A 22,129-nucleotide genomic window follows, 5' to 3' on the forward strand; every position below is an offset into this window, starting at 1 on the left:
TCGCGACAACGGCGGCCACCCCCGCCTTCCGCCCCCGCAGGGCACCACCCCAGGCCCCTTCCGCCCTGACCGCCACCTCCCCGGACACCGGGCGGGCCGAGTGACGCCATCCGGCGAGCAGAACGAGCCGGAGACTCCACCGAGGCGGCCATCGCGGCGACGGAGGCCGCCCCCGCGTTCCGCCCCGGCAGGGCACACCCCAGGCTCCTTCCGGTCTGACCGCCACATCCTCGGACGCCGGGCGGGCCGAGTGGGGCCGTTCGGCGAGCGAGTCGAGCGAAGGGCTCCGACGGGGTGGCCATCGTGCCGGCGTCGGCCGTCCCCGCCTTCCGCCTCTCCGGGGGCGGGGTCGGCCCCGGGTGTACTGGCCGGCGGTTGCGCAGGGAATACGCATGCCGCGACGACCGCTCACGTCTGACGGAGGTATGACGATGACGACCGAAGAGCCGCAGTACCGGATCGAGCACGACTCCATGGGGGAGGTGCGGGTGCCGGCCGGTGCCAAGTGGCGGGCGCAGACGCAGCGGGCCGTCGAGAACTTCCCGGTGTCCGGGCAGCGGATCGAGCGGGCCCATATCGAGGCGCTGGCGCGGGTGAAGGCGGCCGCGGCGAAGGTGAACGCCCGACTGGGGGTGCTGGACAAGGACATCGCGGAGGCCATCCAGGAGGCGGCCGGGGAGGTCGCGGCGGGCAGGTGGGACGAACACTTTCCGGTGGACGTGTTCCAGACGGGGTCGGGAACCTCGTCCAACATGAACGCCAACGAGGTGATCGCGACCCTCGCCACCGAGCGGCTCGGCCGGGACGTGCACCCCAACGACCACGTGAACGCCTCGCAGTCGTCCAACGACGTCTTCCCGTCCTCCCTGCACATCGCGGCCACCGCGGCCGTCACCCACGACCTGGTCCCGGCCCTGGAGCACCTGGCCGCCGCCCTGGAGCGCAAGGCGGACGAGTTCGCGGACGTGGTGAAGTCCGGGCGCACGCACCTGATGGACGCCACCCCGGTGACCCTCGGCCAGGAGTTCGGCGGCTACGCGGCGCAGGTCAGGTACGGCGTCGAGCGGCTGCGCGCCTCGCTGCCCCGGCTCGCGGAACTGCCGCTCGGCGGCACCGCGGTCGGCACCGGCATCAACACCCCGCACGGGTTCTCCGGCGCCGTCATCGAGGAGGTCGCCCGCACCACCGGGCTGCCGCTCACCGAGGCCCGCGACCACTTCGAGGCGCAGGGCGCCCGGGACGGCGTCGTGGAGACCAGCGGACAGCTGCGGACCATCGCGGTCGGCCTGACGAAGATCGCGAACGATCTGCGCTGGATGTCCTCCGGACCGCGCACCGGCCTCGCCGAGATCCGGCTGCCCGACCTCCAGCCCGGCTCCTCGATCATGCCCGGCAAGGTCAACCCGGTGGTACCCGAGGCCGTGCTGATGGTCGCCGCCCAGGTCATCGGCAACGACGCCACCATCACCACCGCGGGCGCGGCCGGCAACTTCGAGCTGAACGTGATGCTCCCGGTCCTCGCCAAGAACGTGCTGGAGTCGATCCGGCTGCTCGCCAACGTCTCCCGGCTGCTGGCCGACCGGACCGTGGACGGCATCACCGCCGACCGCGAACGCACCCGCGAGTACGCCGAGTCGTCCCCCTCCGTGGTGACCCCGCTGAACAAGTACATCGGCTACGAGGAGGCCGCGAAGGTCGCCAAGAAGTCCCTCGCCGAGCGCAGGACCATCCGCGAGGTGGTCCTGGAGGGCGGGTACGTGGAGCGCGGCGACCTGACGCTCCAGCAGCTCGACGAGGCCCTGGATGTCCTGCGGATGACACGGCCGTAACACCGGACGAACCTTTCCGGCCGGCGCCGTACAACCGTGGCACGCGCCGGAGCGTCGTATGCCTACGGCACCTAATATCTGTGCATGACGGACGACGGAGCGGTGACACGAGTGGAAGCGGGACCTGTCGCGTACTGGACCCCCGGAACGCGCATCCTGTGGCGCTACCGGGAGAACGCCGGTGAGCACGTCCACATCGCCCGCCCCGTCACCGTCGTCCGGGACGACTCGGAACTGCTCGCCGTGTGGATGGCGCCCGGTACCGAGTGCGTCCGGCCGGTCATGGCCGACGGCACGCCGGTGCACCAGGAGCCGCTGCGCTCCCGCTACACCAAGCCGCGCACCGTCCAGCGGGACCGCTGGTTCGGCACCGGCGTGCTCAAGCTCGCCCTGCCCGGCCGGCCCTGGTCGGTGTGGCTGTTCTGGGAGCCGGGCTGGCGCTTCAAGAACTGGTACGTCAACCTGGAGCAGCCACTCGTCCGTTGGGCCGGTGGAGTGGACTCCGAGGACTATTTCCTGGACATCTCCGTGCACCCGGACCGCACCTGGCACTGGCGGGACGAGGACGAGTTCGCCCAGGCCCAGCGGGACGGACTGATGGACCCGGCGACCGCCGAGCGGGCGCGGGAGGCCGGGCGGGACGCGGTCGCGGCCATCGAGGCCTGGGTGCCGCCGTTCGGCGACGGCTGGCCGCGGTGGCGGCCCGATCCGTCCTGGGAGGTGCCCCCGCTGCCCGACGACTGGGACCGTACGCCCGCGCACGTGTCCTCATGAGACCCTTGATGCGCCCCCGGGCAAGAAACGTAGGATCGTCCTCCGCAAGAGCGCGCTAAGGCAACTGCCGGAGCACGGAACAGGCTTGATCTATCGTCACCGAGGGGCGGCAGACGTGAGCGAGGGGCACCAGGGCACAACCGCCGGCCGCCGCGGCCGCGCCGGTGGCACGGCGACAATCTCCGCGCCCGCGGGAAATCCGTTCCCGGGGCACGTATTGCGGGTATCGGGATTTCTGCGGGACCGACTGCGCGCCGGGCGCGCAGCCCCGGACGGATGGATGCGACACGCGTGACGGAGCAGCCCACCTCCTTCGAACGCCCCCAGCCGGGCGTCGACCCCGCGGAGAGCCGCGGGGCGCTTCCGCGTACCCGGAAGCCGCCCGGCGGCACCGGGTTACCGGTCCAGGCCCGGCCCGAGGGGACGGCCGCCGCTCCCCGCGGCAAGGACGGCGAGGACGGCAAGGGGAAGGAGACCCCAGTCAACGGCCCCGAGCACTCCCAGCCCGCCGCCACCGAGCCCGGCGCCCACCGCCCGCGCCCGGCACCGGAGGCCATCCCGCCGCAGCCCGGCGCCGAGCAGGACCGGGGCTCCGGCGGCCCGGAGCGCCGTACCGGCCGGGGGCTGCCCCCGGGCCGGCCGATGCCGATGCGGCGCGACGGCGACCGGCTGCGCTTCGTGGGCGCGGCCACCCGGCGGATCGCCCGCGGTCTCGACCTCGACGAGATCGTGATGGGCCTGTGCCGGGCCACCGTGCCGACGTTCTCGGACGCGATCCTGGTCTACCTGCGCGATCCGCTGCCGGTCGGCGACGAGCGGCCCACCGGTCCGGTGGTGCTGCGGCTGCGCCGTACCGACCGGATACCGGAGGAACGGGACACCGACGGCGTGCTGCTGCCGCCGGCCTTCGAGCCGGACCCGGAGGCGACCGCGCTGGCCGACCTGTCCGCGCTGACCACCGAGCTGTGCGAGGTACGGCCCGGCGGCGCGCTGAACGAGGTGCTGCGCGGGGTGCGCCCGGTGTTCGCGGACACCCCCGCCGCCCGGGAGGCGCTGCCCGAGCTGCTCGGTGAGGGCGGCGAGGAGGTGGTGCCGGACGGGCAGCACGCGATCCTCGCGCCGCTGCGCGGCCGGCGCCGGGTGATCGGCGCGGCCCTGTTCCTGCGCCGCCCGGAGCGGCCCGCGTTCGAGGCGGACGACCTGCTGGTGGCGGCGCAGCTGGCCACGCACAGCGCGCTCGGCATCGACAAGGCGGTGCTGTACGGCCGGGAGGCCTACATCGCCGACGAGTTGCAGCGCACCATGCTGCCCGAGACCCTGCCCCGGCCGACCGGTGTCCGCCTCGCGTCCCGGTATCTGCCGGCGGCGGAGACGGCGCGGGTGGGCGGCGACTGGTACGACGCGATCCCGCTGCCCGGCAGCCGGGTGGCGCTGGTGGTCGGTGACGTCATGGGGCACTCCATGACCTCGGCGGCGATCATGGGCCAGCTGCGCACCACCGCGCAGACCCTGGCCGGTCTCGACCTGCCGCCGCAGGAGGTGCTGCACCACCTGGACGAGCAGGCGCAGCGGCTGGGCACCGACCGCATGGCGACCTGTCTGTACGCGGTCTACGACCCGGTCACCCATCGCATCACCATCGCCAACGCCGGTCATCCGCCGCCCGTGCTGCTGCACCTGGGCGGCCGGGCCGAGGTGCTGCGGGTGCCGCCGGGCGCGCCGATCGGTGTCGGCGGGGTGGACTTCGAGGCGGTCGAGCTGGACGCGCCGGCCGGGGCCACGCTGCTGCTCTACACCGACGGCCTGGTGGAGTCCCGGCTGCGGGACGTGTGGACCGGCATAGAGCAGCTGCGTGAACGGCTGGCCGCGACCGCCCAGTTGACCGGCCCGGACCATCCGCCGCCACTGGAAGCCCTGTGCGACGAGGTGCTGGACATGCTCGGCCCGGGCGACCGGGACGACGACATCGCGCTGCTCGCCGCCCGCTTCGACGGGATCGCGCCGAGCGATGTCGCCTACTGGACGCTGGACCCGGAGGACTCCGCCCCCGGCCAGGCCCGCCGGCTGGCCCGGCGCGCGCTCAGCCGCTGGAACCTGGAGGAGCTGACGGACTCGGTGGAGCTGCTGGTCAGCGAGGTCGTCACCAACGCCGTCCGGTACACCGAGCGCCCGGTGACGCTCCGGCTGCTGCGCACGAACGTGCTGCGCTGCGAGGTCGGCGACGACGTGCCGCAGCTGCCCCGGCTGCGGCAGGCGCGGGCCACGGACGAGGGCGGCCGGGGTCTGTTCCTGGTCAACCGGCTGGCCCGGCGCTGGGGCGCGACCCGGCTGAGCACCGGCAAGGTGGTGTGGTTCGAGCTGAACCGCTGAGCACGGAGGACGGAGAGGGCGCCCGGCCTGTCGCCGGGCGCCCTCTTGTCGGGGTCCTTCGGTCGTCCTTGTCGTGGCCCGTCAGTCCTCGTCGGGGTTCAGCGGGTTCTCCGGCGGTGTGATCTCGCCGTCGCCCGTGGGCTCCCCGGTCGGGGTCCGGCTCGGCGTCGACGAGGGGGTGCCGGACGGCGTCTCGGTGGGAGTCCTGGACGGCGTCCGCGACGGGGCCGTGGACGTCGTCGACGGCGGTGCGCTGGACGGCGTCCGCGAGGGGGTCTCGGACGGCGTCTGGCTCCACGTGAGGCTCGGGGTCGGCTCGACCGCGGCGCCCTGCGTGGTGTTCAGGTCGAACTTGGCCTTGCCGCTGACCCCGAAGGTGTAGGCGGCCCAGACCTTCGCCGGCGGCCCGCCGCCGGCGATCCGGCCGTCTCCCATGGCGCCCTTGAGGGTGACCTGGTTGTGGTTCTTGGGGTTCTCGCCGAACAGGCCCACCGAGGTGACCAGGTCGGGGGTGTAGCCGGTGAACCAGGCGGACTTGTTCTCGTCCGAGGTTCCGGTCTTGCCCGCGACCTGCCGACCCTGGCGCAGCGGGTTGCTCGCCACCGAGACCTTGGCCGTGCCGTCGTCGACCACGCCGGTCAGCACGGAGGTGACGCTGTCGGCGGCCGTGCGGCTGATCACCGAGCCGCCGACCGGGTCGGGCATGTCGACGCTGCGGTCGCGCTGCTCCGCCGACTTGACGATGGTCGGGGTCACCTTCTCACCGTGGTTGGCGAGCGTGGCGTAGATCCCGGCCATCTCCAGCGGGCTCGCGCCCATCGAGCCGAGTGTCTGCGCGGGCACCGCCTGCATGCCGCTGGTGTCCATCCCCAGCGCCTTGGCGGTGTCCATGACCTTGGTCATGCCGACGTCCACGCCCATCTGCGCGAAGACGGAGTTGACGGACTGGTTCATCGCCTTCTGGACCGTGATCGGGCCGTAGTCGACGTGGTCCTCGTTGGGCGGACCGAAGCCGACCTTGGCGCCGTGGTCCACGACCTGCCGGCCGCTGGTGCCGTCGTAGACCGTGTCGGCGTTGATCGGCTTGCCGTCCTGGGTGGTGGCGTTCTGCTCCAGGGCGGCGGCCAGGATGACCGGCTTGAAGGTGGAGGCCGGCTGGTAGTCCTGGCGCGTGGCGTTGCTGTAGTAGTGCTTGAGGTAGTCCTCGCCGCCGTACAGGGCGACGATCCTGCCCGTCTTGGGGGACACCGACACGGCACCGGCCTGGACGTCGCCGTCGACCTTGCGGCTCTTCGGGTCCAGCTTGCCGGTCACCTCGGCCTTGACCGCCTTCTCCAGCGCGGCCTGCCTCTTCTTGTCGATGTTGAGCGTGATCGTCCAGCCGCGCTTGATCACCTGCTGGACGGCGTCGTTGCGGCTGATGCCCTCCTGCCGCATCAGCTGCGCCTCCAGCTGCTGGTTGGCGAGTTCGACCAGGTAGCCCTTCTGCCCTTCCTCGCCGGGCGCGCCCTTGGGCTCCTTCGGGACCGGGAACTTCATGGCCTGCCGCTTGTCCGGGTCGAGCCAGTGCTGCTTGACCATGTTGTCCAGCACATAGTTCCAGCGGGCCGTGACCAGACGCTTGCTCGTGGCGCTCGCGACCGCCCAGTCGTACTGGCTCGGCGCCTGGAGCAGGGCGGCGAGGTAGGCGCCCTGCTCGACGGTGAGCTTCTGGGCGTCCTTCTGGTAGTAGGCCTGGGACGCGGCCTGGATGCCGTAGGCGTTGCGGCCGTAGTAGCTGGTGTTGATGTAGCCGGCCAGGATGTGTTCCTTGGTCTCCTTCTGGTCGACCTTCAGGGAGATGACCATCTCCTTGAGCTTGCGGGTGACGGTCTGGTCCTGGTTCAGGTAGTAGTTCTTGACGTACTGCTGGGTGATCGTCGAACCGCCCTGGGTGCCCCGGCCGGTCACCGTGTTGAACAGGCCGCGGGCGAGGCCCTTCACGTCGATGCCGGAGTCCGTGTAGAAGCTCTTGTTCTCCGCGGCGACGAAGGTGTGCTGCACGTCCTTGGGCACCTTGGAGAGGTCGACGCTCTCGCGGTTGGTCTCGCCGACCCGGGCGAGGAGGCTGCCGTCGCTGTACTTGTAGACGTTGCTCTGCTGCTGCGCCTCCGGGTTGCCGGCGGGCACGTCCACGTACAGGTACAGCCCGACGAGTCCGAGGATGACCAGCAGGCAGCAGCCGAGGAAGGTGCCGAGGATCTTCTTCCAGGTGAAGAGCCTGCGTATTCGGCCCTTGGCGGGTGTGCCGCCGGCCGTGGGCGCGGCGCCCGCCTCGGGAGTGGAGCGGCGGCGTTTGGGCGCCGCGCGGTGGCCACCGCGCTGTCGCGCTCGTCTCTCTTCCGCTCGTCCCATGGGTCCCTACGCTCGCTTCCGTCTCGGGGTCAGCTCCGAAAGCTAACACCCCTCTATATGACAAAGTCCGCCCGATCCGCTCTTTTACGGACGTGACAATCAGCACCCGCCCCAGGAGAACCGACGTCTCAGGGGGCCGCGAGGTTGCTTCCGGGCGGGAAAGTGATATCACTTAGATAGAAGCATGCTAGGTGCCACGAGAACCCGGGGGGTCCCCTGTGTCCGTAACCGATCCGGCCGCCACCGCCGACGTACCCGAGATGCCCGCGCCGCGCGTGCGGGAGGTCGCCGCGCACAGCATCGGCGGCGGGCTCGCCCTGCTGCTCGGGCTGGTCGGACTCGGTGCCGCCGTCGCGCTGCTGGCCGGCGCCGCGGGGACCTCCGCCGCCGGGGCCAAGGCCGGGCTGATCGTCGGCGGTGTCCTCGTCTTCCTCGCCGCCGTCATCGCCATGCGCGGCCTGAACACCGTCGCGCCCGGCGAGGCCCGGGTGGTGCAGCTCTTCGGACGTTACCGGGGCACGATCCGCCAGGACGGCCTGCGCTGGGTGAACCCCTTCACCTCCCGCACCAGGATCTCCACCCGGGTGCGCAACCACGAGACCGCCGTGCTGAAGGTGAACGACGCCTACGGCAACCCGATCGAGCTGGCCGCGGTCGTGGTCTGGAAGGTCCAGGACACCGCGCAGGCGGTGTTCGAGGTGGACGACTACACCGAGTTCGTCGCCACCCAGACCGAGACGGCCGTCCGGCACATCGCGATCGAGTACCCCTACGACGCGCACGAGGAGGACGCGCTGTCGCTGCGCGGCAACGCGGAGGAGATCACCGAGAAGCTCGCGGTCGAGCTGCAGGCCCGGGTGGAGGCGGCCGGGGTGCACATCGTCGAGTCCCGCTTCACGCACCTCGCCTACGCGCCCGAGATCGCCTCGGCGATGCTCCAGCGGCAGCAGGCGGGCGCCGTGGTCGCGGCCCGGCGGCAGATCGTGGACGGCGCGGTGGGCATGGTCGAGGAGGCGCTGGCCCGGATCGCCGAGCGGGACATCGTGGAGCTGGACGAGGAACGGAAGGCGGCGATGGTGTCCAACCTGATGGTCGTGCTCTGCGGTGACCGGGCGCCGCAGCCCGTCCTCAACACCGGGTCGCTCTACCAGTGACGGAGTCCGGGCAGACGCCGGAGGGCCGGCCGCGGCAGCGCAAGCAGGTGCTGCTGCGGCTGGACCCCTCCGTGCACGACGCGCTGGCCCGGTGGGCCGGGGACGAACTGCGGTCCACCAACGCGCAGATCGAGTTCCTGCTGCGGCGGGCGCTCGCCGAGGCGGGCCGGCTGCCCAGGGACGCCGGGCCGCTGCCGCGACGGGGCCGGCCGCCTGTGTCGGAACCGTGACAATCGGCCCCCACCTGCGCGGACGTACGGACCGCCATGATCACCGCACACGGTGTATACATCCTGCGTATACACCGTGTGTAGAGTGCTTCTCATGTCCATCGGTCACACCCTCCTAGGGCTCCTGGAGTCCGGCCCGCGCCATGGTTACGACCTCAAGCGGGCCTTCGACGAGAAGTTCGGTCACGACCGGCCGCTGCACTACGGCCAGGTCTACTCGACGATGTCGCGGCTGCTGAAGCACGGCCTCGTGGAAGTCGACGGCATCGAGGCCGGCGGCGGCCCCGAGCGCAAGCGGTACGCGATCACCGACGCCGGCATCACCGACGTCGAGCGCTGGCTCGTCACCCCGGAGAAGCCGGAGGAATACCTCCAGTCGACCCTCTACACCAAGGTCGTCCTCGCCCTCCTCACCGAGCGCGACGCGTCCGACATCCTCGACACCCAGCGCTCCGAGCACCTGCGCAGCATGCGCATCCTCACCGACCGCAAGCGCAAGGGCGACCTCGCCGACCAGCTGATCTGCGACCACGCCCTGTTCCACCTGGAGGCGGACCTGCGCTGGCTGGAGCTGACCGCCGCGCGTCTGGACAAGCTTCGTGAGGCGGTAACCCGATGACTCCTCCCCCCGGTTCCCTGCTCGCCGCCGAGGACCTGCGCAAGGCGTACGGCCCGACGCTCGCCCTGGACGGCGCCGCCTTCTCCATCCACCCCGGCGAAGTCGTCGCCGTGATGGGCCCCTCCGGCTCCGGCAAGTCCACGCTGCTGCACTGCCTCGCCGGGATCGTGCCGCCCGACTCCGGCTCGATCACCTACGCCGGCCGTGAGCTGGCCGGCATGAGCGACGCCGAGCGCAGCGCGCTGCGCCGCAGCGAGTTCGGGTTCGTCTTCCAGTTCGGCCAGCTGGTGCCCGAGCTGACCTGCGTGGAGAACGTGGCGCTGCCGCTGCGCCTCAACGGCACCTCCCGCAAGCAGGCCGAGCGGGCCGCGCTCACCTGGATGGAGCGCCTGGAGGTCGACGGCCTCAAGGACAAGCGGCCCGGCGAGGTCTCCGGCGGCCAGGGGCAGCGGGTCGCGGTGGCGCGGGCCCTGGTCACCGAGCCGCGGGTGCTGTTCGCCGACGAGCCGACCGGCGCCCTGGACTCCCTCAACGGCGAGCGGGTGATGGAGCTGCTGACCGACGCGGCCCGGTCCACCAACGCGGCCGTCGTCCTCGTCACGCACGAGGCGCGGGTCGCCGCCTACTCGGACCGGGAGATCGTCGTACGCGACGGCAAGTCCCGGGACATGGAGCGCGCCGTATGAAGGTGAGGCAGTGGTCCAGGGATCTGGGCCTGGGGCTGCGCTTCGCCTTCGCCGGCGGACGCGAGGGCTGGTTCCGGGTGCTGCTGACGGCGGTGGGCGTCGGACTGGGCGTGGCGCTGCTGCTGCTGACCACCGCCATACCGAACGCGCTGGACGTACGGCACCAGCGGGACGAGGCCCGCCTGGACTACACCTACGACCAGACTCACCGGCCGAAGGGCGCCGACACGCTGGTGATCTCGGACATCGACGGTTCCTACCACGGCGCGGACCTCCGCGGCCGGCTGGTGGAGCCCGAGGGTCCGCGCGCGCCGCTCGCGCCGGGGCTGTCCAGGTACCCGGCACCGGGCGAGATGGTCGTCTCCCCCGCGCTGCGGCGGCTGCTCGACTCCGGCGACGGGAAGCTGCTGCGCGAGCGGCTGCCGTACCGGGTGGTCGGGACCATCGGCGAGCCCGGTCTGATCGGCTCGCAGGAACTCGCCTACTACGCCGGCGCGAAGGGCCTGGCGTCCCACATCAACGGCTGGCAGACGGCCCGGATCAAGGAGTTCGGGCGTCCGCAGGCGAGTGGGAGCAGCTCCGAGGGGCTTGACCCGGTGCTGTTCCTGCTGGTGCTGGTCGTCTTCGTGGTGCTGCTGATGCCGGTCGGCGTGTTCATCGCGGCCGCCGTGCGGTTCGGCGGCGAACGGCGCGACCGGCGGCTGGCGGCGCTGCGGCTGGTCGGCTCCGACAGCCGGATGACCCGGCGGATCGCGGCGGGCGAGGCGCTCGCCGGCTCCCTGGTCGGACTAGTCTTCGGGACGGTCTTCTTCCTGCTGGGCCGGCACCTCGCGGGGTCCGCCGAGGTCCTCGGCATCAGCGTGTTCCCCAGCTACCTCAACCCCTCGCCCGCGCTGGCGGTGCTGGTCGCGCTCGCCGTCCCGGCGGCGGCGGTGCTGGTCACCCTGTTCGCGATGCGCGGGGTCGTCATCGAACCGCTGGGCGTGGTGCGCACGGCCAAGCCGGCCCGGCGCCGGCTGTGGTGGCGGCTGCTGCTGCCGCTGGGCGGTCTCGCCATGCTCGCCCCGATGATCGGGCAGGGCGCGGACAACGGCGACTTCAACGAGTACCTGGTGGTCGGCGGTGTCCTGCTGCTGCTGGTCGGCGTGACCGCGCTGCTGCCCTGGGTCGTCGAGGCCGTGGTGGCCCGGCTGAACTCGGGCGGTGTCGCCTGGCAACTGGCGGTGCGCCGACTGCAGCTGAGCAGCGGTTCGGCGGCCCGCATGGTCAACGGCATCGCGGTCGCGGTGGCCGGCGCGGTCGCCCTCCAGATGCTGTTCACGGGCATCGAGGGCGACTACACGAAGGCCACCGGCAAAGACGTCAACAAGACGCAGATGCAGGTGCAGTTGCAACCGGGCGACGCGCTCGGGCCGGCCGCCGCGAAGTTCGCCGCCACCAAGGGCGTCCGGAAGGTCACCGCGCTGGGCGGCTTCCAGGTGGGCGACGGCAGCTTCAACACCGAGGAGGGGCCGAAGGTGCAGACGAGCGTCACCGTCGCCGACTGCGCCTCGCTGCGCACGGTGGCCACGCTGACGTCCTGCCACGACGGGGACACCTTCGTGGCCCGGGGCGGCGACAAGGAGATGGACGCCCAGGCCGCCCAGCTGACGAAGCCGGGCCGGAAGATCTTCTTCAACACGACCAGGGGTAATGTCGACGGCCCCGACTTCCGCTGGTCCGTGCCGGGCGGCCTGCGGCAGGTCCGCGCGGTCGCGGACGTGAACGGGAACGTCTCCCCCGGCTTCCTGATGACCCCGGCCGCCGTGCCGCACCGGATGAAATCGCTGATCAGCGGTCAGGTGTACCTCTCACTCGACGAGTCCGTGCCGGACGTGCACGAGTACGTGCGCAACACCGCGGCCCGGGTCGACCCCATGTCGGACACTCAGATGTGGGCGGCCACCGAGCGCTCCGACAAGTTCACCTCCATCCGGACCGGCCTGCTCGTGGGCGCCGCCTGTGTCCTCGCGCTGATCGGCCTGAGCCTGCTGGTCTCCCAGCTGGAGCAGTTGCGCGAGCGCAAGAAGCTGCTGTCGGCGCTGGTGGCCTTCGGCACCCGGCGGCGCACCCTGAGCCTGTCGGTGCTGTGGCAGACGACGATCCCGATCGCGCTCGGCCTTGCGCTGGCCCTGGCCGTGGGGCTGACGCTGGGCGCGGTGCTGCTGAAGATGGTCAACGCGACGGTGGGCATCGACTGGGCGAGTGTGCTGACCATGACCGGCATCGGCGCCGCCGTGGTGCTCGTGGTCACCCTGCTGAGCCTGCCGCCGCTGGTGCGGCTGATGCGGCCGGAGGGGCTGCGCACGGAGTAGGCGCGGGTGCGAGACGGTACGCGGACATGGGCCTTCCTTCCGGAGGGCCCATGTCGCGTTCCCGGGGTGCCTCAGTCGCCGTCGAGGACCCGGACCGGCAGCGGGCGCATGGCCTCGCGCAGGGCCGCCGCGAGTTCCGTGTACTCCGCGGCGCGGGCCGCGCCGGTGCGCATGGCGAGGGCGATCCGGCGGCTGGGGGCGGGCTCGGCGAAGGACCCGGTGAGCAACTGGCTGCTGCGGGTGGTCTCCAGCTTGAGCGCGGTGCGCGGCAGCAGGGTGCAGCCGAGACCGCCGGCGACGAGCTGGACGAGGGTGGACAGACCGGCGGCCGTCGTGGTCACCGGGGCGTCCGCGCGGCCCGCCTCCCGGCAGATGTCGAGGGCCTGGTCGCGCAGGCAGTGCCCCTCGTCCAAGAGCAGCAGGTGGAGTTCGCGCAGCGCCTCGCGCCCGATGCCCTCCCGGCCGCCGAGCCGGTGGTCGACCGGCGTGACGAGCACGAAGTCCTCGTCGAACAGCGGGAGTTCGGTGACACCGGGCACACCGAGCGGGACCGCAAGCAGCAGCAGGTCCAGGCGCCCGGAGTGCAGGCCGTCGACCAGGCTCGCGGTCTGCTCCTCGTGCACCTGGAGGTCCAGGTCGGGGTAGCGTTCGTGGACCAGCCGCAGCACCGTCGGCAGCAGGTACGGCGCGACGGTCGGGATCACCCCGAGCCGCAGCGCCCCGGTGAAGGGCGCGCGCACCGCCTCGGCCTCCTCCAGCAGCGCCCCGACCGCGTCCAGCACCGCCTTGGCGCGGACGGCGAGCCGCTCGCCGGCGGGTGAGAGCAGGACCTTGCGCGTCGTACGCTCCAGGAGGGTCACGCCCAGGGTCTCCTCCAGCGCCGAGACCGCGCCGGACAGGGCGGGCTGGCTCATCCCGATGGCCGCCGCCGCGTCCCGGAAGTGCAGGTGCTCGGCGACGGCGGCGAAGGCACGCAGCTGGGCGAGGCTCGGCTGCCGCCGTTTGCCGTTACTGATGGTCACTGATAGATACCTCCGATCAACACGGCCGAGTGTAGCTATTTCTGTAATCAATCGTGGCTGTGCCAACATCATCAGAGTCCAACCCATGGGAAGGATCCTCAAAAGGGATCTTTCTTCGCTGCAAGGAGAGCGTGTGCTCACTGTCGGTGACAAGTTCCCCGAGTTCGAACTGACCGCCTGCGTCTCGATGGAAAAGGGCAAGGAGTTCGAGCAGATCCACCACAAGTCCTACGAGGGCAAGTGGCTGGTCGTGTTCGCCTGGCCGAAGGACTTCACCTTCGTCTGCCCGACCGAGATCGCCGCGTTCGGGAAGCTGAACGACGAGTTCGCCGACCGCGACGCCCAGATCCTCGGCTTCTCCGGCGACTCCGAGTTCGTGCACCACGCCTGGCGCAAGGACCACCCGGACCTGACCGACCTGCCCTTCCCGATGCTGGCCGACTCCAAGCACGAGCTGATGCGCGAGCTGGGCATCGAGGGCGAGGACGGCTTCGCGCAGCGTGCCGTGTTCGTCGTGGACCCGAACCACGAGATCCAGTTCACGATGGTCACCGCCGGTTCCGTGGGCCGTAACCCCAAGGAGGTCCTGCGGGTCCTCGACGCCCTGCAGACCGACGAGCTGTGCCCGTGCAACTGGAGCAAGGGCGACGAGACCCTGGACCCGGTCGCGCTGCTGGCTGGTGAGTGACCCATGTCGCTCGACTCGCTGAAGTCCCGCGTTCCGGACTACGCCAAGGACCTCAAGCTCAACCTGGGCTCGGTCATCGGCAACTCGGACCTGCCGGCGCAGCAGCTGTGGGGCACGGTGCTGGCGACCGCCATCGCGTCGCGGTCCCCGATCGTGCTGCGTGAGCTGGAGCCGGAGGCGAAGGCGAACCTGACGCCGGAGGCGTACACGGCCGCCAAGGCCGCCGCCGCGGTGATGGCGATGAACAACGTCTTCTACCGCACCCGCCACCTGCTGTCCGACCACGAGTACGGCACGCTGCGCGCGGGCCTGCGGATGAACGTCATCGGCAACCCGGGCGTGGAGAAGGTCGACTTCGAGCTGTGGTCCTTCGCGGTCTCCGCGATCAACGGCTGCGGCATGTGCCTGGACTCGCACGAGCAGGTGCTGCGCAAGGCCGGTGTGGAGCGCGACGTGATCCAGGAGGCCTTCAAGATCGCCTCCGTGGTCCAGGCGGTGGGCGTCACGCTCGACGCCGAGGCCGTGCTGACCGACGCGGCGGAGTAGTCCGCCACGCCACAAGGCCCCTGCCCAGGACGGGCAGGGGCCTTGTGCCTTTTCCGGCGTGACGTGCGCCACCCGGAAGCAAGAGGTGGGGCTTGAGTACGCGTACTCAAGCCCCACCCGGTCACGCAGGGCGAAACTGTCCCCATGAACGACCTTTCGCCGTCCCGCCGCGGCACGGGCGAGGACGTGCTCCTCACGGTCCTGCTGTGGTTCCTGGACACGGTCGTCGGGATCGTCGTCCTGCTGACTGGCCTGGGAACCACCGGCTTCAACGCGTTCGAGCCGGACCGCCATGCGTCCCTGACACCCGTCTTCGCCTACGTGGCGGGTTTCGCCGGCGTCGTGCTTCTCTCGGCCATCGGCCTGTATCGGCGGGGATACCGGGTGAGTGTGACGGCCCAGGTCATAGCCGGTGTCGCGGCACTGGCCCTCTGCGCCGCCGGGCTGAGCGGACACCTGACCCTGTGACCGGCCGGCCCAGCGTCACCGCCCTGGTCCATCCGCTACAGCCGGCAGGCTAGGCGTCCTCGTCCGGGGCCGGTGGTGTCGGGGTTTCCGCCGGGGCCGTGAGGGCCGGGGCGGGGGTCGCTGGTGGGGCCGTCGTCGGGGCCATGGCCGCCGCCAGGGAGTACTGGCGCAGATAGCCGACCACCGTGTTCGTCACCGCCACCAGCGGTACGGCCACCACCGCGCCGCCGATGCCGGCCACCATTCCGCCCGCCGCGACGGTCAGGACGACCGCCAGCGGGTGGACGCGGACCGCGCGGCCGAGGATGAACGGCTGCAGGATGTGCCCCTCGATCTGCTGCACGGCGAGGACGACCGCGAGGGTCATGACCGCTGTGAAGACACCCTGGGTCACCAGGGCCACGATCACCGCGAGCGCGCCGGAGGCGACCGCTCCGACCAGCGGGATGAAGGAGAACAGGAAGATGAACACGGCCAGCGGCACGGCCATCGGCACGTCGAGGAAGTAGATGCCGATGCCGATGAAGACCGCGTCGATGAGGGCGACCAGGACCGTGCCCCGGACGTAGGCGGTCAGGGTACGCCAGGCGCGCGGACCGGCGCCGGCCACGCCCGGCCGGGCGGCCGAGGGCACCAGCTTCAGGAACCAGGCCCAGATGCGCTTGCCGTCGTAGAGCAGGAACAGCGTCGAGAAGAACACCAGCAGGATGCCGGTGAGCGCCTCGACGATGACCTGGACTCCCTCCAGGCCGGCGGACGTTATCTGGTCGGTGTTGGCGCCGATCGCCTCGCGGAGGTTCTTGGCGATCTGGTTGATCTGCTTGTCGGTGACGTGGAAGGGGCTCTTCAGCAGCCAGTTGCGCAGATCGTCGATGCCGGACTGGATCTGGGTGGAGAGCGTGTCGATGTTCTCCATGACCTGCCAGGTCACGAACCAGCCCATCAGCCCGATGACCACGAAGCCGCTGATGGCGGTCAGCGCGGTGGCCAGCCCCCGGGGCACCCCGCGCCGGGTGAGCCGGGCGACCGTCGGCTGGAGCAGGGCGGTCACCAGCAGGGCGATGACGAACGCGAGCACCACCAGCTGGATCGCGCTGATGACCCGCATGAGCACCCACACGGTGCCGGCCAGCACCAGCAGCCGCCAGCCGGCCTCGGCGGCGACCCGTACCCCCCAGGGCACGGCCTGCGCCGGGTCGGGCCGGGGCCCGGCGGGCGACACCGCGCGCGGTACGGCCGTCGAGGGGTCCGTGGACGCGTCATGGTGCGGCTCGGGCTCGTCGTGTTCCTTCTCCGCTGCGGCGCGGCGCTCCTGGAGGCGCTCGCTCATCTCGGTGAGACCGGCCCCGAGCCGGCCGAGCCATCCTGGCACTCGCGACATGATCCGTCCTCTTCCCCCGAGTCCCGGGTGTACGCCCGCACTCCCCCCGGGGAGCCCTTCCGCTACGACCGTACAGTGCGAAAGCCCCTCCCCCGGGAACGGGGAGGGGCTGTGCGAGGCCGAGCCGCGGCCGGAGAGGCCGGCGGGCCTAGTACCAGTGGTTCGCCGACCAGAACGACCAGGCCTGGCAGGGGCTGCCGTACCGCTCGTTCATGTAGTTGAGGCCCCACTTGATCTGGGTCGCGGGGTTGGTGCGCCAGTCGGCGCCCGCGGAGGCGTACTTGCCGGCGGGCAGGGCCTGGAAGAGACCGTAGGCACCGGAGGAGGCGTTGACCGCCTGGTAGTTCCAGCTCGACTCGTGGTCCACGATGTTGCTGAAGCACTGGAACTGGCCGCCGGCCACCATCTGCCGCGCCATCGCCTGGATCTGCGCCACCGAGTAGCTGTCCCGGGTCGGGAAGCTGGAGGAGTCGCGGGTCTCGCTGCGGCTGGCCGCGGTGGACTTGGCCTCGATGCGCTCCTTGGCCTCCTTGGCGGCCTTGTCGGCCTCGGCCTTCTTCGCGATCGCGGTCTCGGCGGCGGCCCTGCGGGCCGCTTCCTCGGCGTCCTTCTTGGCGCTCGCGTCCGCGGCGATGGCCTGTGCGTCGGCCTGCTGCGTGAGGGACGCGGTCTGCACCTGCGCCTGCTGTCCCGCGGGGATGTCCGCGAGGAGCGTGGTGTCGGCTGCCGTCGGCTCGGCGTCGTTGTTGTTCTGCGCGACGCTGCCCGAGGCAACGCCCACGACGCTTCCGACGGCGGTGACCGCGGTGGCCGAGGCCACTGCGAATCCCCGGACCGAAATCCGGCTCACACGGTTTCCTTCCAGCATCGCCCGCTTCGGTGACCCTGGCGGACGCAATCGTGCCCCTTGGCACTGGCCTCCCAACTGCGGGGTCACGGGAGGCGCGGGCCCGGTGGGCAACTCCCGCGAGGGGAGTGCCGCGTGGTGCGCGGGCGGCATACGACGAACTGTATGGAGTTGATGGTGCCTGTGTGGTGCGGTCCCTCCCCCACTGCCTTAAAGGCGTGGGAGGGACCCCCAGGGGTACACGGGTGTCGTATGCGGGGCCTGACAGGACTGAGACTCTGCCGTAACCCGACGCCGGGTGGCAATCTTGAGTTGCGTGTGAAAGCTCACATCCCGTTTGGCCCTAGGGAATTCAGGAAAGTCCCGCACAAGGAGACACCGCCCGGCTAGGCTCTTGCGCCTTTGCCGGACGGTGTCAGTGACGGGCCAATCGCTCAGATGTGCCCCTCTTCGAGCATTTCGGTCACCAGGGCGGCGATCTGGGACCGCTCGGAGCGGGTCAGCGTCACATGGGCGAAGAGCGGATGCCCCTTCAGTTTCTCCACCACGGCGACCACGCCGTCGTAGCGCCCGACGCGCAGGTTGTCCCGCTGTGCCACGTCATGGGTCAGGACGACCCGGGAGTTGGCGCCGATCCGGGACAGCACGGTCAGCAAAACGTTCCGCTCCAGGGACTGCGCCTCGTCCACGATCACGAACGCGTCGTGCAGCGAGCGTCCGCGGATGTGGGTGAGCGGGAGCACCTCCAGCATGCCGCGCGCGGTGACCTCCTCGATGACCTCGCGGCTGGTGACCGCCGAGAGGGTGTCGAAGACGGCCTGCGCCCAGGGGCTCATCTTCTCGGCCTCGCTGCCCGGGAGATAGCCCAGTTCCTGCCCGCCGACCGCGTACAGCGGACGGAAGACCATCACCTTCTGGTGCTGGCGGCGCTCCAGGACCGCCTCCAGGCCCGCGCACAGCGCCAGCGCCGACTTGCCGGTGCCGGCCCGGCCGCCCATCGACACGATCCCGATGTCCGGATCGAGCAGCAGGTCGAGCGCGATGCGCTGCTCGGCGCTGCGGCCCTTGATGCCGAACGCCTCCCGGTCGCCGCGCACCAGCCGGACGTTGCCCTCGGCGGTGACGCGGCCGAGCGCCTTGCCGCGCTCGGACTGGATGGTCAGGCCGGTGTGCACGGGGAGGCCGGCCGCCTCCGGCACGTACACCTGCCCCTCCTCGAAGAGGACATCGACCTGTTCGCCGGGGAGCGTCAGTTCGCTCATCCCCGTCCAGCCGGAGTTCTCCGTGATGGCGAGTTCGGCCCGGTACTCCTCGGCCAGCAGACCGACCGAGGAGGCCTTGATCCGCAGCGGGAGGTCCTTCGACACGACGGTGACGTCGAACCCCTCGGCCTGCAGGTTGCGGGCCACCGCGAGGATGCGGGAGTCGTTGTCCCCCAGGCGGTAGCCGCTGGGCAGCACGCTGGGGTCCGAGTGGTTCAGCTCGACACGGAGCGTGCCGCCGAGTTCCCCGATCGGGATGGGGGCGTCGAGACGGCCGTACCGCACCCGGTAGTCGTCCAGCAGGCGCAGGGCCTGGCGGGCGAAGTACCCGAGTTCGGGATGGTGCCGCTTGGCCTCCAGTTCCGTGACCACGACGATGGGGAGCACGACCTCGTGCTCGTCGAAGCGGGTCAGGGCGTTCGGGTCGGCCAGCAGGACGCTGGTGTCGAGAACATAGGTGCGCCGGTCTGGCTTGTGGCGCTTTGTGCTGGTCACCACGGAAGGACGTACCCCCTCGGATGAGGTCGGGGAGCGACGAAGTGGAAGCCGGGCCGGGAGGGCTGAAGCAGTGCGGCCGGTCCCAGGGCCCCGCGCGGGGCGGGCCGGACACCGGCCCCGCCACGGCTGCTTCCGCGCGATGGCCGCACGGTCGGGCTGGTGCGCAAAGGGCCTCCCGGGCGGACGGCCCCGTGCCGCCCGCTGAGGATGCGACACCCGTGGTTCGGGCGTCGACCTGCTTGCCTTATGCCCTTTCGGAAGCGCGGCCATGCAAATGCGGCCAACAGCGCGCCTGTGAACTCCTCGTTACGCCCGCCCGAACGGGGGTAGACGCAGACGCCCCGTCACCGGTGGCGGCGGGGCGTCGGGGGGTGCGGTCAGCCGCCGAAGCGGCGGTGGCGTGCGGCGTAGTCGCGCAGGGCGCGCAGGAAGTCGACCTTGCGGAAGGCGGGCCAGAACACGTCGCAGAAGTAGTACTCCGAGTGCGCGGTCTGCCAGAGCATGAATCCGGACAGCCGCTGTTCGCCGCTGGTGCGGATCACCAGCTCCGGGTCGGGCTGGTCGCTGGTGTAGAGGTGACGGCCGATCATCTCGATGTCGACGGATTCGGCGAGGTCGTCCATCGCCACGCCCTTGTCGTGGGCGTCCAGGAGCATGGAGCGGACGGCGTCGGCGATCTCCTGCCGGCCGCCGTAGCCGATGGCCACGTTGACGAGTATCCCGCCGACCCCGGAGGTGGTCTCCTCGGCCTCCTTCAGGGCCCGCTGCATCGGCTCGGGCAGCAGGTCGCGCGCGCCGACGTGGTGCACGCGCCAGCGGCCGTCGGCCGCGAGGGTGCGTACGACGTCCTCGATGATGCCGAGCAGGGGGACGAGTTCCTCCTGCGGGCGGTCGAAGTTGTCGGTGGACAGCAGCCACAGGGTGACGACCTTGACGTCGGTCTCGCTGCACCAGCCGAGGAACTCCTCGATCTTCTCCGCGCCGGCCCGGTGGCCGTGCACGGTGGAGGAGCCGGACGCCTTCGCCCAGCGGCGGTTGCCGTCCATGATCACGCCGATGTGCCGGGGCACCTGGTCGTGGTCGAGGTGACCTTCCACCCGGCGCGCGTAGAGCCTGACGAGCAGGCCGCGCAGTTTGTCGCGCAGGTTCACGTGGCCCTCCGGGGGTGTGACGGCGGTGAGCGGTGCCGGGCGTCGAGCCTACCGTTGCTTGAGGGTTGCTCAAGGCACGGGGCTGAGGCGGGGAACGGCGGTGCGGGGACCCGCCGGGCAGGGCGCGGGACGGCGGGGACAAAAAACGGGCCGGTCCGTGGGGGGGAGACGGACCGGCCCGAGGGGGGGTTTCCACCATAACCCTTTGTGAGGGATGACGGGTGCATCGGCGCGCCACAACTACTCTCCGGAGCCGTCCCGCGACGGCACAGTGACGGCGGAGCGCTGGATTCCGGGGTCCTCATGGCCGATTCACAGCACATTCCCAGGTAAATCCGATCAGATATGAACGGAACCAGAGGAATCCCGCCAATCGGTGGACTCCCCGGCGACGTGCCCGGAGGTCCCTCCGATGGGCTACCCGGCGGTGAACGGTGACTTGACGGTTCCGCTACGCCCGGACGGGTGGAACAGCCGCACGGCTTTCCTCCCGGCTCACCGGTACGACGCCCCCGGGCCGTCCGTTCAGCCCCCGGGCTTGCGCGCGTCGAACAGATGCCGGCTGCTGTGGGCCACGAACGGCCCCTCCCGCCCGATCCGCTCGTGCAGCTCCCGCAACCGGGGCTCGTACGCCTCGACGCTGAACCCGGGGACCATCCACACGACCTTCCGCAGGAAATGCACGACCGCGCCGACGTCGTGGAACTCCATCCGCAGCCGCTCCGCCCGCAGGTCCACCACGTCCAGGCCCGCGGCCTCGGCCTCGGCCCGCTCCCGCCCGGGGTCGCGGGCGGCCCGGACCTCCTCCGGCTGCGGTCCGAGGAAGTACTCGACCAGCTCGAAGACGCTGGCCGGACCGACGTGCTGGGCGAAGTAGGTGCCACCGGGCGCGAGCACGCGGGCGATCTCCGACCAGTGCGGGCGCACCGGATGCCGGCTGAGCACCAGGTCGAAGGCGCCGTCGGCGAACGGCAGCGGTGCGTCGTCGGCTGCGGCCACGACCACCACCCCGCGAGGCCGCAGCAGTGCCGTGGCCTTCGCGGCGTTCGGCGGCCAGCCCTCGGTGGCGGCGACCGTCAGCGGCCGGCCCGGCTCCGCCGCACCCAGCGCGAGGTCCAGCACCTCCCCGCCACCGGTCTGGACGTCCAGCACGGCACCGGCACCGGCCAGCCGCTCCCCCGCCGAACGGGCGTACCCCCACGAGGGCCGCGCCTCGTCGGCCCGCCCCTCGAACCAGGAGAAGTCCCATCCCTCGGTGGGCACGGCGGCGCCCTCGGCCACGAGATCCTCGAAGGAACGGTTCGCTGTCATGCCACCATGCTCGCAGGGATGGCTCAGTCGAGGACGAGGAGAACGTGTTCGTCCGCGCCGTGCCGGAGGGTGCCGGCACCCCGGAAGCCGTGGTGCTCCAGCAGCCGGACCGAGGCGGTGTTGCCGGCGAAGGGATCGGCGTGCAGGGGCCGGACGGTCTCCTCGCGGAGGAAGAGGCCGAGGGCCCGGCTGCCGATGCCGCGTCCCCAGTACGCCCGGCCGAGCCAGTACCCGAGGAACCGCCGGCCGTCCTGCGTCCAGGCCATCACGCTGCCGGCCACCTCCCCGTCCACGGTGACCGTCCGCACCAGGTTGTCGGGGTCGCCGAGGACCCGCTGTCTCCAGTGCGCGAGGAAGGCGTCGCGCGGGCGCGGGGTGAACCGCGACCGCCGTACCGCCTCCGGGTCGTGCTCGTAGGCCAGGAGGAGTTCGAGATCGGCGTCGGCCACGGGGCGCAGCAGTACCTCGTGACCCCCGGCCGGTCCGGTGCCGCGGACTTCGTCGCTCATACCGGAAGTGTGGCAGCCGGCACTGACAACGCCCTT

19 protein-coding genes are annotated in these 22,129 nt (G+C 71.3%); 11 read left to right on the forward strand and 8 right to left on the reverse strand.

The window, feature by feature from the left end; genetic code table 11:
- Nucleotides 1-431: 431 nt before the first annotated feature.
- The 3 genes from NX794_RS14285 to NX794_RS14295 all read left to right on the forward strand — a co-directional run bounded on the left by NX794_RS14285 (nucleotide 432) and on the right by NX794_RS14295 (nucleotide 4,973).
- A complete protein-coding gene (locus NX794_RS14285; RefSeq protein WP_428985905.1) occupies nucleotides 432-1,829 on the forward strand; it encodes a class II fumarate hydratase in 1,398 nt (465 codons plus the stop codon).
- Between the two features lie 84 nt (nucleotides 1,830-1,913).
- Complete coding sequence (fomD, locus tag NX794_RS14290) at nucleotides 1,914-2,603, forward strand: cytidylyl-2-hydroxypropylphosphonate hydrolase (protein WP_258778891.1); 690 nt, start codon at nucleotides 1,914-1,916, stop codon at nucleotides 2,601-2,603.
- 291 nt (nucleotides 2,604-2,894) lie between these two features.
- Nucleotides 2,895-4,973, forward strand: coding sequence for a SpoIIE family protein phosphatase (locus NX794_RS14295; protein ID WP_258778892.1), 2,079 nt, complete (start codon nucleotides 2,895-2,897; stop codon nucleotides 4,971-4,973).
- Nucleotides 4,974-5,054: 81 nt separating this feature from the next.
- Here NX794_RS14295 and NX794_RS14300 read toward each other — a convergent pair whose 3' ends face one another.
- Nucleotides 5,055-7,367: a transglycosylase domain-containing protein gene (locus tag NX794_RS14300; protein WP_258778893.1), complete on the reverse strand. Its 2,313-nt coding sequence runs from the start codon at nucleotides 7,365-7,367 to the stop codon at nucleotides 5,055-5,057.
- Between the two features lie 260 nt (nucleotides 7,368-7,627).
- On the opposite strand from NX794_RS14300, the gene NX794_RS14305 reads away from it, so the two are divergent.
- The 5 genes from NX794_RS14305 to NX794_RS14325 all read left to right on the forward strand — a co-directional run bounded on the left by NX794_RS14305 (nucleotide 7,628) and on the right by NX794_RS14325 (nucleotide 12,410).
- Nucleotides 7,628-8,521 (forward strand): SPFH domain-containing protein, encoded by an 894-nt coding sequence (locus NX794_RS14305; RefSeq protein ID WP_258779101.1) that lies wholly within the window; start codon nucleotides 7,628-7,630, stop codon nucleotides 8,519-8,521.
- Nucleotides 8,518-8,751, forward strand: a complete 234-nt coding sequence (locus tag NX794_RS14310; protein ID WP_258778894.1) for a type II toxin-antitoxin system antitoxin — start codon at nucleotides 8,518-8,520, stop codon at nucleotides 8,749-8,751. Before NX794_RS14305 ends, NX794_RS14310 begins: the two co-directional genes overlap by 4 nt.
- A gap of 94 nt (nucleotides 8,752-8,845) precedes the next feature.
- A complete protein-coding gene (locus NX794_RS14315; protein ID WP_258778895.1) occupies nucleotides 8,846-9,370 on the forward strand; it encodes a PadR family transcriptional regulator in 525 nt (174 codons plus the stop codon).
- Entirely contained in the window at nucleotides 9,367-10,056 is a 690-nt protein-coding gene (locus NX794_RS14320) for an ABC transporter ATP-binding protein (RefSeq protein ID WP_258778896.1), read from the forward strand. The genes NX794_RS14315 and NX794_RS14320 overlap by 4 nt, the downstream gene beginning before the upstream one ends.
- Nucleotides 10,053-12,410: an FtsX-like permease family protein gene (locus NX794_RS14325; RefSeq protein WP_258778897.1), complete on the forward strand. Its 2,358-nt coding sequence runs from the start codon at nucleotides 10,053-10,055 to the stop codon at nucleotides 12,408-12,410. The genes NX794_RS14320 and NX794_RS14325 overlap by 4 nt, the downstream gene beginning before the upstream one ends.
- 71 nt (nucleotides 12,411-12,481) lie before the next feature.
- On the opposite strand, the gene NX794_RS14330 is transcribed toward NX794_RS14325, so the two are convergent.
- Nucleotides 12,482-13,432 carry a LysR substrate-binding domain-containing protein gene (locus NX794_RS14330; protein ID WP_258778898.1) on the reverse strand — a complete coding sequence of 317 codons (951 nt, stop codon included), beginning with the start codon at nucleotides 13,430-13,432 and terminating at the stop codon, nucleotides 12,482-12,484.
- Between the two features lie 133 nt (nucleotides 13,433-13,565).
- Between NX794_RS14330 and NX794_RS14335 the strand changes: the two genes are divergently transcribed.
- The 3 genes from NX794_RS14335 (at nucleotide 13,566) to NX794_RS14345 (ending at nucleotide 15,134) form a co-directional block, all read left to right on the forward strand.
- Nucleotides 13,566-14,120 carry a peroxiredoxin gene (locus tag NX794_RS14335; protein ID WP_258778899.1) on the forward strand — a complete coding sequence of 185 codons (555 nt, stop codon included), beginning with the start codon at nucleotides 13,566-13,568 and terminating at the stop codon, nucleotides 14,118-14,120.
- A gap of 3 nt (nucleotides 14,121-14,123) precedes the next feature.
- Nucleotides 14,124-14,666, forward strand: a complete 543-nt coding sequence (locus NX794_RS14340; protein ID WP_258778900.1) for an alkyl hydroperoxide reductase — start codon at nucleotides 14,124-14,126, stop codon at nucleotides 14,664-14,666.
- 144 nt (nucleotides 14,667-14,810) lie between these two features.
- Nucleotides 14,811-15,134, forward strand: a complete 324-nt coding sequence (locus NX794_RS14345) for a DUF6234 family protein (RefSeq protein WP_258778901.1) — start codon at nucleotides 14,811-14,813, stop codon at nucleotides 15,132-15,134.
- A 49-nt stretch (nucleotides 15,135-15,183) separates the two neighbouring features.
- On the opposite strand, the gene NX794_RS14350 is transcribed toward NX794_RS14345, so the two are convergent.
- The 6 genes from NX794_RS14350 to NX794_RS14375 form a co-directional block, all read right to left on the reverse strand.
- The gene (locus NX794_RS14350; RefSeq protein WP_258778902.1) at nucleotides 15,184-16,515 is read right to left on the reverse strand and encodes an AI-2E family transporter; all 1,332 of its coding nucleotides are present in this window, start codon (nucleotides 16,513-16,515) and stop codon (nucleotides 15,184-15,186) included.
- Between the two features lie 148 nt (nucleotides 16,516-16,663).
- The gene (locus NX794_RS14355; protein ID WP_258778903.1) at nucleotides 16,664-17,365 is read right to left on the reverse strand and encodes a lytic transglycosylase domain-containing protein; all 702 of its coding nucleotides are present in this window, start codon (nucleotides 17,363-17,365) and stop codon (nucleotides 16,664-16,666) included.
- Nucleotides 17,366-17,796: 431 nt separating this feature from the next.
- Entirely contained in the window at nucleotides 17,797-19,122 is a 1,326-nt protein-coding gene (gene phoH2 / locus NX794_RS14360) for an RNA 5'-3' helicase PhoH2 (RefSeq protein ID WP_258778904.1), read from the reverse strand.
- Nucleotides 19,123-19,499: 377 nt separating this feature from the next.
- Nucleotides 19,500-20,273 carry an isoprenyl transferase gene (locus tag NX794_RS14365; protein ID WP_258778905.1) on the reverse strand — a complete coding sequence of 258 codons (774 nt, stop codon included), beginning with the start codon at nucleotides 20,271-20,273 and terminating at the stop codon, nucleotides 19,500-19,502.
- 525 nt (nucleotides 20,274-20,798) lie between these two features.
- The gene (locus NX794_RS14370; RefSeq protein WP_258778906.1) at nucleotides 20,799-21,584 is read right to left on the reverse strand and encodes a methyltransferase domain-containing protein; all 786 of its coding nucleotides are present in this window, start codon (nucleotides 21,582-21,584) and stop codon (nucleotides 20,799-20,801) included.
- A gap of 23 nt (nucleotides 21,585-21,607) precedes the next feature.
- On the reverse strand, nucleotides 21,608-22,093 hold the full coding sequence (locus NX794_RS14375; RefSeq protein ID WP_258778907.1) for a GNAT family N-acetyltransferase: 486 nt from the start codon (nucleotides 22,091-22,093) through the stop codon (nucleotides 21,608-21,610).
- Nucleotides 22,094-22,129: the final 36 nt, after the last annotated feature.

The sequence above is a fragment of the Streptomyces pyxinicus genome (assembly GCF_024753135.1).
Taxonomy (GTDB): Bacteria; Actinomycetota; Actinomycetes; order Streptomycetales; family Streptomycetaceae; genus Streptomyces; species Streptomyces pyxinicus.

Bases quoted from the DNA above. Each gene is read 5' to 3' on its own strand.
- NX794_RS14285 (WP_428985905.1), top strand. From the start codon at position 432: ATGACGACCGAAGAGCCGCAGTACCGGATCGAGCACGACTCCATGGGG.
- fomD (WP_258778891.1), top strand. From the start codon at position 1,914: ATGACGGACGACGGAGCGGTGACACGAGTGGAAGCGGGACCTGTCGCG.
- NX794_RS14300 (WP_258778893.1), bottom strand. From the start codon at position 7,367: ATGGGACGAGCGGAAGAGAGACGAGCGCGACAGCGCGGTGGCCACCGC.
- NX794_RS14305 (WP_258779101.1), top strand. From the start codon at position 7,628: ATGCCCGCGCCGCGCGTGCGGGAGGTCGCCGCGCACAGCATCGGCGGC.
- NX794_RS14315 (WP_258778895.1), top strand. From the start codon at position 8,846: ATGTCCATCGGTCACACCCTCCTAGGGCTCCTGGAGTCCGGCCCGCGC.
- NX794_RS14320 (WP_258778896.1), top strand. From the start codon at position 9,367: ATGACTCCTCCCCCCGGTTCCCTGCTCGCCGCCGAGGACCTGCGCAAG.
- NX794_RS14325 (WP_258778897.1), top strand. From the start codon at position 10,053: ATGAAGGTGAGGCAGTGGTCCAGGGATCTGGGCCTGGGGCTGCGCTTC.
- NX794_RS14340 (WP_258778900.1), top strand. From the start codon at position 14,124: ATGTCGCTCGACTCGCTGAAGTCCCGCGTTCCGGACTACGCCAAGGAC.
- NX794_RS14345 (WP_258778901.1), top strand. From the start codon at position 14,811: ATGAACGACCTTTCGCCGTCCCGCCGCGGCACGGGCGAGGACGTGCTC.
- NX794_RS14350 (WP_258778902.1), bottom strand. From the start codon at position 16,515: ATGTCGCGAGTGCCAGGATGGCTCGGCCGGCTCGGGGCCGGTCTCACC.
- NX794_RS14370 (WP_258778906.1), bottom strand. From the start codon at position 21,584: ATGACAGCGAACCGTTCCTTCGAGGATCTCGTGGCCGAGGGCGCCGCC.
- NX794_RS14375 (WP_258778907.1), bottom strand. From the start codon at position 22,093: ATGAGCGACGAAGTCCGCGGCACCGGACCGGCCGGGGGTCACGAGGTA.